The sequence below is a fragment of the Hydrogenovibrio sp. genome (genome assembly GCF_049975065.1).
GTDB lineage: Bacteria > Pseudomonadota > Gammaproteobacteria > Thiomicrospirales > Thiomicrospiraceae > Hydrogenovibrio.
In genome coordinates this window covers 1-12,755 of record NZ_JBNGDN010000058.1, presented here as the reverse complement: position 1 = coordinate 12,755, position 12,755 = coordinate 1, and the positions used below count along the sequence as shown (strand labels likewise).

13 protein-coding genes are annotated in these 12,755 nt (G+C 52.8%); 12 read left to right on the top strand and 1 reads right to left on the bottom strand.

Features of this window, described 5'->3' with window-relative positions:
• Positions 1–787: NAD-dependent epimerase/dehydratase family protein (locus ACP5D0_RS07520; RefSeq protein WP_472365050.1), on the top strand; the 787-nt coding region annotated here is incomplete at its 5' end.
• 90 nt (positions 788–877) lie between these two features.
• On the opposite strand, the gene ACP5D0_RS07515 is transcribed toward ACP5D0_RS07520, so the two are convergent.
• A complete protein-coding gene (locus ACP5D0_RS07515) occupies positions 878–1,411 on the bottom strand; it encodes an FxsA family protein (RefSeq protein ID WP_472365049.1) in 534 nt (177 codons plus the stop codon).
• Positions 1,412–1,564: 153 nt separating this feature from the next.
• On the opposite strand from ACP5D0_RS07515, the gene dsbD reads away from it, so the two are divergent.
• From dsbD to ACP5D0_RS07460, 11 genes are all read left to right on the top strand, one after another.
• Positions 1,565–3,787 carry a protein-disulfide reductase DsbD gene (gene dsbD / locus ACP5D0_RS07510; RefSeq protein ID WP_472365048.1) on the top strand — a complete coding sequence of 741 codons (2,223 nt, stop codon included), beginning with the start codon at positions 1,565–1,567 and terminating at the stop codon, positions 3,785–3,787.
• Between the two features lie 344 nt (positions 3,788–4,131).
• Entirely contained in the window at positions 4,132–4,566 is a 435-nt protein-coding gene (aroQ, locus tag ACP5D0_RS07505) for a type II 3-dehydroquinate dehydratase (RefSeq protein WP_472365047.1), read from the top strand.
• Between the two features lie 59 nt (positions 4,567–4,625).
• Entirely contained in the window at positions 4,626–5,096 is a 471-nt protein-coding gene (gene accB, locus ACP5D0_RS07500; RefSeq protein ID WP_472365046.1) for an acetyl-CoA carboxylase biotin carboxyl carrier protein, read from the top strand.
• Between the two features lie 13 nt (positions 5,097–5,109).
• Complete coding sequence (gene accC, locus ACP5D0_RS07495) at positions 5,110–6,459, top strand: acetyl-CoA carboxylase biotin carboxylase subunit (RefSeq protein WP_472365045.1); 1,350 nt, start codon at positions 5,110–5,112, stop codon at positions 6,457–6,459.
• 103 nt (positions 6,460–6,562) lie between these two features.
• Positions 6,563–7,441: a 50S ribosomal protein L11 methyltransferase gene (prmA, locus tag ACP5D0_RS07490; protein ID WP_472365044.1), complete on the top strand. Its 879-nt coding sequence runs from the start codon at positions 6,563–6,565 to the stop codon at positions 7,439–7,441.
• Positions 7,442–7,448: 7 nt separating this feature from the next.
• Positions 7,449–8,435 (top strand): tRNA dihydrouridine synthase DusB, encoded by a 987-nt coding sequence (gene dusB / locus ACP5D0_RS07485; protein ID WP_472365043.1) that lies wholly within the window; start codon positions 7,449–7,451, stop codon positions 8,433–8,435.
• Positions 8,436–8,475: 40 nt separating this feature from the next.
• Positions 8,476–8,742, top strand: coding sequence for a helix-turn-helix domain-containing protein (locus ACP5D0_RS07480; protein ID WP_472365042.1), 267 nt, complete (start codon positions 8,476–8,478; stop codon positions 8,740–8,742).
• Between the two features lie 139 nt (positions 8,743–8,881).
• The gene (gene purH / locus ACP5D0_RS07475) at positions 8,882–10,444 is read left to right on the top strand and encodes a bifunctional phosphoribosylaminoimidazolecarboxamide formyltransferase/IMP cyclohydrolase (RefSeq protein WP_472365041.1); all 1,563 of its coding nucleotides are present in this window, start codon (positions 8,882–8,884) and stop codon (positions 10,442–10,444) included.
• Positions 10,445–10,511: 67 nt separating this feature from the next.
• Positions 10,512–10,883 carry a GxxExxY protein gene (locus ACP5D0_RS07470; RefSeq protein WP_472365040.1) on the top strand — a complete coding sequence of 124 codons (372 nt, stop codon included), beginning with the start codon at positions 10,512–10,514 and terminating at the stop codon, positions 10,881–10,883.
• A 51-nt stretch (positions 10,884–10,934) separates the two neighbouring features.
• Positions 10,935–12,227 (top strand): phosphoribosylamine--glycine ligase, encoded by a 1,293-nt coding sequence (gene purD / locus ACP5D0_RS07465; protein WP_472365039.1) that lies wholly within the window; start codon positions 10,935–10,937, stop codon positions 12,225–12,227.
• 144 nt (positions 12,228–12,371) lie between these two features.
• Positions 12,372–12,647, top strand: coding sequence for a late competence development ComFB family protein (locus ACP5D0_RS07460; RefSeq protein ID WP_472365038.1), 276 nt, complete (start codon positions 12,372–12,374; stop codon positions 12,645–12,647).
• The last annotated feature ends 108 nt before the right edge of the window (positions 12,648–12,755 follow it).

The following is a 12,755-nucleotide window of genomic DNA, read 5'->3' as shown; positions in this document are numbered from 1 at the left end:
TGGACTGAACTTATCCGAAAAAGGCCACGACGTATTTGGCATCCGGCGCGATGCCTCACAAATTACACCACCGATCCATCCGATTGAAGCCGATCTGTTCAGCCAGTTGCCGGAATTGCCAGACAAGCTGGACTACATTTTTTACATCGTATCCGCCCCTAGCTTTAACGACATGGCCTACTACAAAGCTTACGTTATGGGACTGAAACACCTGCTGGAAGCTCTAAAGGCGCAAACCACGCCCAAACGCCTGTTTTTCATCTCCAGCTCCTCCGTCTTCGCACAGTCAGAAGGGGAAAAAGTCACCGAAGACAGTCCGACGGAAGGCAAAAACTTTTCCAGCCGCCGCCTGCTGGAAGGTGAAGAACTGGCGCTCAACAGCGCCATTCCCGGCACGGTCATCCGCTTTGGCGGCATCTACGGCCCGGGACGCACCCATTTGATCGACATGGTTCTGGAAGGCAAAGCCCATTGCATGGAAGACGTTTACAGCAATCGAATTCATTCGGAAGACTGTGTTGGACTGCTAGCTCACCTAATGGAACAACCGAATTTAGATGCGTTATACATCGGAGTAGATGACGAGCCGACCTTAACCTGCGAAGTCTATGAGTGGCTGGCAGAGCAATTGTCGGTTTCAAATATCGAACACCTGGAACCGACGGAAAACAGTCGAGCGCAACGCAGCAACAAACGACTGTCCAATGCCAAAGTCAAAGCCACTGGCTATCAATTCAAATACCCAAGCTACCGAGAAGGCTACTCCGAATTACTGGAATCGCTTTAAGAGACGCACTTTCAGGAAAAGTGTTAATGTAAAAAACGCCCAGGCCTGGGCGTTTTTTGTTATCGAAACAACAGCCAACCAAACACTGCGTTATCTCTTTGGCTCCGGCTTTTTATCCGAGCGGGAATCGTCATCCAACACATCGCCTTCAATCACATCCGATTCCGGTTTCGTCGGCGCGGATTGAATCACCCGCACATGTCGAATACCGTCTTCGGAAGACTCCGTCCACTCCGTTTCATAAACCTGCCCTTGATAACGAGCGTAATCGGCTTGGCGCTGTTGAATAATTTTATTCGCTAAGGCGTGACGAACCGGCGGAATCAACAGCAAAAACCCCAAAGCGTCGGTAATCAACCCCGGAATCAGCAATAACACACCGCCCATAAAAATCAGCATCCCTTCCATCATCTCAATGGCGGGCACCTGCCCCTGTGCCATACTCGCCTGAGCTTTTTGCAAGGTCATCACCCCTTGGTGACGCATCAACATCGCACCCACCACCGCCGTCAACACCGTCAACAAAATCGTCGGCAAAGCACCGATCACACTGCCCACCTCGATCAACACATACAATTCGATCAAAGGCACCAATACCAACAACACAAACACAATTTTAAACATACGAATCTCTTGGTTTTTAACAAAAAAAGCGAATTAAGCAACGTGCAAACCTTATTACATAAAGTTTGCACAACATACCATGCAGATTCTACGTTAAAATCTAGCGGCATAAAGGACATAACGTCTCCAACCGTACAATTCAAGGTGGTACAGATGAAAAAAACGCAGTGGTTTACGTATTTTCTGGCTTTCTGGCTGGTATTCAGCTTCGGTCAGTCAGTCGCTTCCGATGAATTACTCGACGTTGATCAAGCCTTTGCCCTGCAACCGGCCAAGATCGAACCGGGCGATTTGCGCATCCAATGGAAAATCGCCGATGGTTACTATCTTTATCAAAAACGCATCGCCATTGAAACGCAATCCCCCGAGATTCAACTGGAAGCCCCCATCTTCCCGCCCGCCATCACCAAGGACGATCCATTATTCGGGAAAACCCAAGTTTATAAACACGATTTGACCGTTTCCCAGCCCTATAGCGGCACGGCACAAGCCGTGACACTGACGGTAAAATACCAAGGCTGCGCCGAAGAGCTCGGTGTTTGCTACCCGCCGCAAACCAAAACACTTCAAATCGACTTACCTGAAAACAACCAGGCCAAAAGCAACACTCAAAACAGCGCCTTGACCGCCCTGAACGAGCTGATTACCGACAGTGCGGAAGTGACGTTATTACCCGCGGATGAAGCCTTTCAGTTCCAAGCACAACCGGATGGCAAAGGCCAATTGCTTTTCAACTTTAAAGTCGCAGACGGCTATCATCTCTATAAAGATAAAATCCAAGCACAGTTAAAAAGTGGGCAAGCCGATTTGGGCACCTTACAATTACCCAAGGCCACTCCAGCCAACGACCCCGTCTTCGGCGATGTTGACGTTTATCATGGTGACTTTCAGGCCACACTGCCCATCGCCAACTTAAACAAGGGTGCCCAAATTGAAATTACATACCAAGGGTGTTCGGCGGAATCGGGCGTCTGCTACCCTCCGACACGACAAACCGTCACCCTCAGCCCAAGCGATTTTGCCACCTCGGCAAACACGGACACGTTAAAAACACCCACCAACACCACAACCGCGTCCGAACTGTCTGAAACCGATCAAATCACCAGCACCCTGCAAAACAGTTCCGTCTGGATTGTCATCGGCACCTTCTTTTTGTTCGGCTTATTGCTGTCGCTCACGCCCTGCGTCTTTCCGATGATACCGATTCTGTCCAGTATTATTATTGGTCAGGGCGACCAACTCACCACCCGCCGTGCTTTTATCATGTCGCTGGTGTATGTGCTGGCCATGTCCATTACTTACACCTTGGCCGGAGTCTTGGCCGGTTTGTTCGGCGAAAACCTGCAAGCCATGTTCCAGAACCCCTGGATCATCGGCACCTTCGCCCTTATTTTCGTGGCACTGGCCTTCTCCATGTTCGGCTTTTATGAACTGCAGTTGCCGAGCAGCGTACAATCCAAAATCACCAACCTCTCCAACAAACAACAAGGCGGCACCCTCACCGGTGTGGCCATTATGGGCTTCCTGTCCGCCTTGATTGTCGGCCCCTGCGTGGCACCGCCGCTGGCCGGTGCCTTAATTTACATCGGCCAAACCGGCGACGCCCTGCTGGGCGGCACCGCCCTGTTTGCCATGAGCATCGGCATGGGGGTGCCGCTGCTTCTGCTCGGAACCTCAGCCGGGAAACTGTTGCCGCGCGCCGGTGCTTGGATGGACCATGTCAAAGCCATTTTCGGCGTATTGATGCTGGGGGTCGCCATCTGGATGGCCGAACGCATCTTACCGGGCTGGATGATTCTATTCGCCTGGGCCGCGCTGTTGATCGGCTCCGGCATTTACCTCGGTGCGCTGGAAGCCATTGGCGACAAATCCGGCTGGCACAAACTGGCGAAAACGTTTGGGGTGATCTTCCTCGTTTACGGGGTGATCATGCTGGTCGGACTGGCAGGCGGCAGCCAAAACACCTTGCAGCCGCTTAAAGGCATGGCGGGCAGTTCATCCGCCACGGCCGCCAACGCCCAGACGGGGTTAAAATTCCAAAAAATCAGCACCCTGGCGGAATTGGAAGCCGAAGTGGCGAAGGGGAAACCTGTTATGCTCGACTTTTATGCCGATTGGTGTGTCAGCTGTAAGGAAATGGAAGCTTTTACCTTTTCCGACCCCACCGTTCAGCAGGCACTGTCAAACGTGACCTTGCTCAAAGCCGACGTCACCGCCAACAATGCCAATGACAAAGAACTGATGAAAGCCTTCGGCATTATTGGTCCTCCAGCGATCCTGTTCTTTAACGACGGCCAAGAGGCCAAAGCCCAGCGGGTGGTGGGCTTCAAAAAGCCCGAGGACTTTATGCAGAACATTCAGAAAGCCTTGCCGTAATCTCTCAAATGGGTCGGCTTAAAAACATCGAGACCAGCCGCCTGCCCCTCGCTCTGAACGACAGTCCGTCGGTCAGAGCTGGGGCACACGCCCATTTACTGGGAAGCCTCCTTTGCCCATCCGTTCGTGCAAATTCACACGAAACCAACCGTTCACAGCATTTACCCCCTTTTTAAAGCGATTTTTAAGCATTTTTTCGGCACTTGTATATCGTAAACAGCAACTTTCGGTTATAATCCCACACCATTAAACACCCAGTCGTTACAACTTGGCGCCTCAATTAACCCCCGGTGAGATTCTGCGGGACTTAAAGCCAACCCATGACACTATCTTGAGGAATCATTATGGCAAACATACTCGTCATCAACGGCCCCAACCTCAATATGCTGGGACAACGCGAACCAGAGCACTATGGACGCCAGACACTTGGCGACATCATTGAAGAACTGGAAAATCTCGCCGACGATTACGAAGTCCGACTGCACAACTTTCAAAGCAATGCCGAGCATGAAATCGTTGAACGCATTCAGGCGGCATTAAACGACATGGATTTCATTATCATCAATCCCGCCGCCTTCACCCACACCAGCGTGGCGATACGCGATGCTTTGGCAACGGTCAAAATCCCGTTTATCGAAGTGCACCTGTCCAATATTCACAAACGCGAACCGTTTCGGGCGCACTCGTATTTTTCGGATCTGGCGGAAGGCATCATTGCCGGCCTCGGACCGATTGGTTACCAACTCGCGTTGGCCGCGGCCGTGGAAAAGTTGAAATAATGCATCGCGCTGAACTGAACCCTGACACCCATTAGAGAATCACCAATAAGGAATCACACATGGACATTCGCTCAATTCGCAAATTGATTGAAATTGTAGAACAATCCGACATCGCTGAAATCGAAATCAAAGAAGGCGAGCACAACATTCGCATTACCCGCAGCAAAGAGCCGGTCATGCTATCCGCCCCCGCTCATTATCACACGGCACCGGCACCCGCACCCGCTCCAATGCCCGCCACGGATTCGGCGACAACCACGCCTGCTGACACCCCAGCGCCCGCTGCCGAAATCAGCGGTCATACAGTCAACTCGCCCATGGTCGGCACCTATTACGCCGCACCATCGCCGGATGCCGGAAACTTTGTCAATGTCGGCGATAAAGTTGCCGTGGGCGACACCCTCTGCATTATCGAAGCCATGAAAATCATGAACCCGATCGAATCGGATGTGGCCGGAACCGTCAAGAAAATTTTGGTTCAGAATGCCGAGCCGGTTGAATTCGGTCAAGCCTTGTTCATCATTGAATAATTAGGGAAACTGCATGATTGAAAAAATTCTCATCGCCAACCGTGGGGAAATCGCGTTACGCGTTTTGCGAGCCTGTAAAGAAATGGGCATCAAAACCGTCGCCGTCCACTCCACCACCGACGCCAATCTCAAGCACGTCCTGCTGGCCGACGAATCGGTGTGCATCGGCCCCGCCCCGTCATCGGAAAGTTACCTGAACATTCCCGCCATTATCGCCGCTGCGGAAATCACCGATGCCGAAGCCATTCACCCGGGTTACGGCTTCCTGTCCGAAAACGCCGATTTTGCCGAACGCGTCGAAGAAAGCGGTTTTGCCTTTATCGGCCCCAAAGCGGAAACCATCCGCATTATGGGCGATAAGGTTTCCGCCATCCGCGCCATGAAAGCCGCAGGCGTGCCGACGGTTCCCGGCTCCGGCGGTCCACTGGGCGACAATGACGATGAAAACAAACGGCTCGCCCGCGAAATCGGCTACCCGATTATCATCAAAGCCTCCGGCGGCGGCGGCGGACGCGGTATGCGCGTGGTACACACCGAGTCCAATCTGGTGAAATCCATTCAACTGACCAAATCCGAAGCCGGAAATTTTTTCGGCAACCCCGAAGTGTATATGGAAAAATTCTTGGAAACGCCTCGCCACATCGAAATTCAGGTGCTGGCGGACGGTCAGGGCCACGCCATTCACCTGGGCGAACGCGACTGCTCCATGCAACGCCGTCACCAGAAAGTGATCGAAGAAGCCCCGGCACCCGGCATCACTGAAGAGCAGCGTAATCGAATCGGCCAGGCCTGCGTCAACGCCTGTATCGAAATCGGCTATCGCGGCGCAGGCACCTTTGAATTCCTATATGAAAAAGGCGAATTTTATTTCATCGAAATGAACACCCGTCTGCAAGTGGAACACCCCGTGACCGAGCAGGTCACCGGTATTGATCTGGTGAAAGCCCAAATCGAAATCGCTATGGGCAAGCCCCTGGCCATTCAACAAAGCGATGTGGTGCTAACCGGACATGCCATTGAATGCCGTATTAATGCTGAAAACCCTTCGAGAAACTTTATTCCCTCCCCCGGCAAAATCGAACGATTGCATCTGGCAGGCGGCATAGGCGTGCGTTGGGATTCACACATCTACACTGGCTACACAGTGCCGCCAACTTACGACTCTATGATCGGCAAGCTCATCTGCTACGGTGCCAATCGTCAATCGGCGATTGCCCGCATGAATGTGGCACTCGATGAATTGATTATTCAAGGCATCGAAACCAATATTCGCATGCAAAGCGAGATTATGAACGATCTGGGCTTCTGCGAGGGCGAACAAAACATTCACTATCTGGAGCACCGTCTGGAACACCTGGTTTAATTCGGTTTTTCACGCGCCCATGACCGGACCACGAAAGCAACGCTTTCGTGGTTTTTTGTTTCAGCGCCCCGCTTGCCCAATACAACTCAAAAGGAATCCCAATATGGCCTGGATTCAAATCAATGCCACCGTCGAAGAAGCCCTTGCGGAACCGCTTTCCGATGCGTTTATGGCCGTCGGCGCCTGTTCCGTGACCTTTGAAGATGCCAAAGATCAGCCCATTTTCGAACCGGAACTGGGCACCACCCCCATTTGGTCACTCACGCGCGTGGTCGGGTTATTCGATGCCGAAACCGATACGCAAGCGGTTTTAACAGGCCTGGGCGATTTGATTACCGACATCGCTGCGGATCAATACAAAATCGAAGCGCTTGAAGACAAAGACTGGGTGCGTGCCTGGATGGATCAATTCAAACCCATGCGCTTTGGCGAGCGTTTATGGATTGTGCCCAGCTGGCACACGCCGCCGGAACCGGACGCCGTCAATTTAAAGCTGGATCCGGGCATGGCGTTCGGCACCGGCACCCATCCCACCACCTCACTGTGCCTGGCGTGGCTGGATCAACACCCACCCACCGGTTTAAAGGTCATTGACTACGGCTGTGGTTCCGGTATTCTGGCCTTGGCGGCACAAAAACTGGGCGCAGCCAGTGTCAAAGGCACCGATATTGACCCGCAAGCCATTCAGGCCAGCCAACAAAATGCCGAGCGCAATTCAGCCGTGATCGATTTCGCGCTGGTGGCCGAGTTTATTTCCGAGCCGGTGGATCTGCTGATCGCCAATATCCTCGCCGGTCCACTGCAGACACTGGCACCGGAATTCACGCGCCTGCTGAAACCGCATGGCACCCTGGTGCTTTCCGGCTTACTGACCACCCAAGCGGAGGAACTCATTGCCTTTTACCGTCAGCAAGGCTACGAGTTTTTACACCAACAGGATCTGGACGACTGGTCACGTCTCAGTTTTCAGAAATTGGCCTAGTCGGCTCATGGCACGGACGTTGATACTGCCTTTTGAACATCCTGACAGACCCAGTCTGGCTCTGGCGCCTATGGCCGGCATTACCGACCGGGTGTTTCGCGATCTTTGCCGCGAAAACGGTGCCGACTACGCGGTATCGGAAATGGTCGCCTCCAAAAAGCACCTCTGGCAATCGTCCAAATCCGCAACACGTCATGCCGACCAAACCGAAGCGTCACCGCGCATGGTGCAACTGCTCGGCACAGAACCCAGTGAACTGGTGGAAGCCGCTTTATGGCAACAATCTCAAGGCGCCGACGTCATTGATTTGAACATGGGCTGCCCCGCTAAAAAGGTCTGCGACGTGGCGGCCGGTTCCGCTTTAATGGCCGACCCAGAGCGCGTCTCTGCGATTTTTAATGCCTTGGTCACCGCGCTGGACATTCCCGTTACGGTTAAAATCCGCACAGGGGTAGATAAAGATCACATCAACGCTTTGGAAATCGCACAACTGGCACAACAGCAAGGATTAAAAGCCGTCACCCTTCATGGACGCACCCGAGCCGATAAATTTCAAGGCCAGGCCGAATACGATACCATCCAAACGGTCACGCAAACGGTCACGCTTCCCATCATCGCCAACGGCGACATTTGTCATCCAAACGACGCCGATTTTGTATTAGAATACACAGGCGCGAATGGCTTAATGATTGGCCGAGCGGCGCAGGGGTATCCTTGGATATTCAGAGAAATTCGTCATTATTTAACGCACAAGACCCAAATGCCGTCGCCGACACGGGATGAGTTTCGGGACGTCATGATACGGCATTTTGTCGGGCTGGCGTCACTTTATGGAGCGGAGCATGGCTTTAAACTGGCGCGCAAACACCTAGGCTGGTACAGCCAACACTTACCAGAAGGTGCCACTCTGCGGCAAGCCTTTAATGCTTTGAACACAACTCAGGCGCAACTCGATTTAGTCAACCGTTACTTTGACGCCTTGCCGATCCAGTAACGCGCCTTAAACGCCTTGAGCGCCTTAGACAGTAAGAGCTATGACACTGAACAAACCGATCAAAACGCCTGAAGCTTCCGCCCTTTGTACCCACGTCACCGAGACTCTGACGCATTATTTCAGCGCACTGGAAAATGAAGTGCCCAGTGACGTCTATCACATGGTCATCAGCCAAGTGGAGCGCCCGATGGTGGAATTTGTGCTGCAAAAAACCGAATTCAATCAAACGCGTGCCGCTGAAATTTTGGGCATCAACCGCAATACGCTGCGCAAAAAAATTCAACAATACAACATTACTCAATCGTAAATGCAAGCCAACTCGCTCAGTCTGATCGCCGCACCGGAACACAAAAAATCCCAGAATCGCCGAAATCACCAGGCCTGGCCGAATACACAATTGTGCACCTCAAATCCCCCATTCATTCACTTTTTGGAGAATACCCTTTATGAAACCTGTTCGTCGCGCCCTCATTAGCGTTTCAGACAAAACCGGCATTCTTGAGTTTGCCAAAGCCCTCAGCGACATGAACGTCGCCATTCTGTCCACCGGTGGCACCTACAAAGTCCTGTCCGAAGCCGGTTTACCGGTCACCGAAGTCTCCGAATACACCGGTTTCCCGGAGATGATGGACGGCCGCGTCAAAACCCTGCACCCGACAATTCACGGCGGCCTGCTGGGGCGTCGCGGCACCGACGATGCGGTCATGGCCGAACACGGTATCGACCCGATTGATATGGTAGTGGTGAATCTCTATCCGTTTGAAGCCACCGTGGCCAAGCCGGATTGCCGCCTGGAAGACGCGATTGAAAACATCGACATCGGCGGCCCGACCATGTTGCGTTCCGCCGCGAAAAACCATAAAGACGTCGCGGTCGTCACCGACCCGGCCGACTACGACCGTATCTTGTCCGAAATGCAGGCCAACAATGCTCAGCTGGCGCACGCCACCCGTTTCGATCTGGCCATCAAAACCTTCGAACAAACCGCGCGCTACGACGGCGCCATTGCAAACTACTTCGGCAAGCTGTTCAGTGAAGACGAAGCCGATACCTTCCCGCGCACTTACACCACCCAGTATGTGAAAAAACAATCCATGCGCTACGGCGAAAACCCGCATCAATCGGCCGCTTTCTATACGGAACGCAATGCAACCGAAGCGTCAGTTTCCACCGCCGAGCAGTTGCAAGGTAAGGCGTTATCGTTCAACAACATCGCCGATACCGACGCGGCACTGGAACTGGTCAAAACCTTCGACGACACCGCTTGCGTCATCGTGAAACACGCCAATCCATGCGGTGTGGCCATCGGTAACAGTGTATTCGAAGCCTATGACCGCGCTTACAAAACCGACCCGACATCGGCTTTCGGCGGCATCATCGCTTTTAACCGCGCGTTAGACGCCGAGACGGCTCAGGCCATTATCGACCGTCAATTCGTGGAAGTCATTATCGCGCCCAGCGTGTCCGACGACGCCAAACAAGCGGTTTCCAGCAAACAAAACGTACGCCTGTTGGTGTGTGGCGAATTGGGCGAACAACAACCGGCCTACGACTACAAACGCGTCACCGGCGGCTTGCTGGTACAAGACCGCGATTTGGGCACGGTCGCCGAAAGCGATTTGAAAGTCGTCACCCAACGCGCGCCGACTGAAAAAGAAATGGCCGATTTGCAGTTTGCCTGGAAAGTGGCGAAATACGTCAAATCCAATGCCATCGTCTATGTGAAAGATGGCATGACCATTGGGGTGGGCGCCGGTCAAATGAGTCGGGTTTACTCCGCTAAAATCGCCGGTATTAAAGCCGCCGACGAAGGGCTAGAAGTCCCTGGCTCCGTCATGGCGTCCGATGCCTTCTTCCCGTTTCGAGACGGCATCGACGCCGCCGCCGAAGCGGGCATCACGGCGGTGATTCATCCGGGCGGTTCCATGCGCGACCAGGAAGTCATCGACGCCGCCAACGAACACGGCATTGCGATGGTGTTCACCGGCATGCGCCACTTCAAACACTGATATTTTTAGTGACACCACAGAGACACAGAGGCACAGAGTTTTTTGTGCCTTTTCGCGTTAAAATTTTATGAGCCAAGATCCGCTGACCCATAAAATCATTGGATGCGCAATAGAAGTTCACAAAGAACTCGGGCCGGGGCTATTGGAATCGATTTATCAACAATGCCTGGCTTACGAGTTACAATCACAACAACTTCGCTTTCAATCAGAGCATCCACTCCCTGTGGTTTACAAAGGCCATGCTTTAAATACAAACTACCGGATTGATTTTATCGTTGAACAGCAGGTAATTATTGAATTAAAAGCCGTTGATAGCATTAACCCTATTCATAAGGCTCAATTACTGACTTATATGAAACTCACCGGCGTTTCAAAAGGCCTACTTATTAATTTTAACAGTGCCATACTCAAAAATGGCATTTATCGATTTGTGCTCTAACCCTCTGTGCCTCTGTGCCTCTGTGGTTAATAACGGTTAAAAGGACAACACATGAACGTATTAGTTATTGGTAGCGGCGGTCGTGAACATGCTTTGGCATGGAAAACGGCGCAGTCGGACAACATTCAAACCGTCTATGTCGCACCGGGCAATGCCGGCACCGCGCTGGAACCGAAACTGGAAAACGTCAATATCGCTGTGGACGATTTACCAGGCCTGGTGGATTTCGCTCAAAACAACCAAATCGATCTCACCATTGTCGGCCCGGAAGTGCCGCTGGTGTTGGGTGTCGTGGATGCCTTTGAAGCGGCGGGATTAAAGTGCTTTGGCCCCAGCAAAGCCGCCGCTCAACTGGAAGGCTCCAAAGCCTTCAGTAAAGATTTTCTCGCGCGACACCAAATTCCCACCGCCGAGTATCAGGTGTTTACCGAGATCGATCCGGCCATTGAATACATCGAAAAAATGGGATCGCCGCTTGTGGTCAAAGCCGATGGACTGGCCGCCGGAAAAGGGGTTATTCTGGCGCATTCCATTCAAGAAGCCAAAGCCGCCGTCCATGATATGCTGGCCGACAATAAATTTGGCGATGCCGGTGCCCGCGTGGTCATCGAAGAATTTCTAGTGGGTGAAGAAGCCAGCTTCATCGTGGTGGCCGATGGCGAACACATTCTGCCGATGGCCACCTCTCAAGACCACAAAGCACGCGATGACGGCGACACCGGCCCGAATACGGGCGGCATGGGCGCTTACACCCCCGCGCCAGTGGTGACACGCAGCCTCCACAACCGCATTATGAAAGAGGTCATCCGCCCCACCATTGACGGCATGGCAAAAGACGGCTTGCCCTACACCGGCTTTCTTTACGCGGGCGTGATGATTACTCTGGATGGCACCCCCAAAGTGCTGGAGTTCAACTGCCGTTTCGGCGACCCGGAAACCCAACCGATTATGATGCGCCTCAAGTCAGACCTGGCGGAACTGTGTCTGGCCGCGCTGGATAAAAAACTGGACAGCGTCACCGCTGACTGGGATTCGCGTGCGGCCTTGGGCGTGGTGTTGGCGGCGGGCGGTTATCCCGACAGCTACCCCAAAGGCGATGTCATCACCGGCATTGACGAAGCCAACGGGGTGGACACCAAAGTATTTCATGCCGGCACCGCGTTTAACGACAATGGCGAGCTGGTCACCGCTGGCGGACGGGTGCTCTGTGTCTGCGCACTGGGGGAAAACGTCACCAATGCCCAGAACAAAGCCTATGATGCCGCCGCGAAAATACAATGGCCGGAAATGTACTACCGCAACGACATCGGTCACCGTGCCGTCAAGCGAGAAGCCCTCAAATAACGCTTCCGTTTCGGCTCTGGGTCGCAACGATTACAGCCAATGCCACATCACTCCCGCAACCTGTTTGCCGGAGTGCTTTTTTTATGGTGCGATTTTGGGTATAGTGAAACGGCTTACAACCCCTAACTCTGAAAAGGAGGCTTCATGTCCGTACTGGAATCGGTTCACAATTATTACGAAAGACCGGTGTTTAATTACATTCACGAAAACTATTTCGATTCCGGCCTCACCGAGAATCAGCTGGCGGATATGGCGTGCATTGCCCTCAACCGCATCGCCCCGCGCTATATCCGTCACGACATTGACATGTCGTTTTACATGTCCAGTCAGGAGCATATGGAGATTCAGCAACGGATTGAAACTGCGGTGAAAAAGGCCTTTAAGAAAGTCAAAAAACTCGACGGTCTGGAAGACGATTAACGTCGAGGCAACAAGAAGCTGGACTGACCGACATAAAAAAACCCGCTAAGCGAGCTTAGCGGGTTTAACTCTCGGGTTTAACTTTCAAGGTTGACCAAGGGGTTGCCC

Excerpts from the sequence above, each read along its gene's own strand:
- purH (WP_472365041.1), top strand. The coding sequence starts at position 8,882 with ATGAAACCTGTTCGTCGCGCCCTCATTAGCGTTTCAGACAAAACCGGC.
- ACP5D0_RS07515 (WP_472365049.1), bottom strand. The coding sequence starts at position 1,411 with ATGTTTAAAATTGTGTTTGTGTTGTTGGTATTGGTGCCTTTGATCGAA.
- accC (WP_472365045.1), top strand. The coding sequence starts at position 5,110 with ATGATTGAAAAAATTCTCATCGCCAACCGTGGGGAAATCGCGTTACGC.
- purD (WP_472365039.1), top strand. The coding sequence starts at position 10,935 with ATGAACGTATTAGTTATTGGTAGCGGCGGTCGTGAACATGCTTTGGCA.
- aroQ (WP_472365047.1), top strand. The coding sequence starts at position 4,132 with ATGGCAAACATACTCGTCATCAACGGCCCCAACCTCAATATGCTGGGA.
- ACP5D0_RS07460 (WP_472365038.1), top strand. The coding sequence starts at position 12,372 with ATGTCCGTACTGGAATCGGTTCACAATTATTACGAAAGACCGGTGTTT.
- ACP5D0_RS07470 (WP_472365040.1), top strand. The coding sequence starts at position 10,512 with ATGAGCCAAGATCCGCTGACCCATAAAATCATTGGATGCGCAATAGAA.
- dusB (WP_472365043.1), top strand. The coding sequence starts at position 7,449 with ATGGCACGGACGTTGATACTGCCTTTTGAACATCCTGACAGACCCAGT.
- prmA (WP_472365044.1), top strand. The coding sequence starts at position 6,563 with ATGGCCTGGATTCAAATCAATGCCACCGTCGAAGAAGCCCTTGCGGAA.
- accB (WP_472365046.1), top strand. The coding sequence starts at position 4,626 with ATGGACATTCGCTCAATTCGCAAATTGATTGAAATTGTAGAACAATCC.
- dsbD (WP_472365048.1), top strand. The coding sequence starts at position 1,565 with ATGAAAAAAACGCAGTGGTTTACGTATTTTCTGGCTTTCTGGCTGGTA.
- ACP5D0_RS07480 (WP_472365042.1), top strand. The coding sequence starts at position 8,476 with ATGACACTGAACAAACCGATCAAAACGCCTGAAGCTTCCGCCCTTTGT.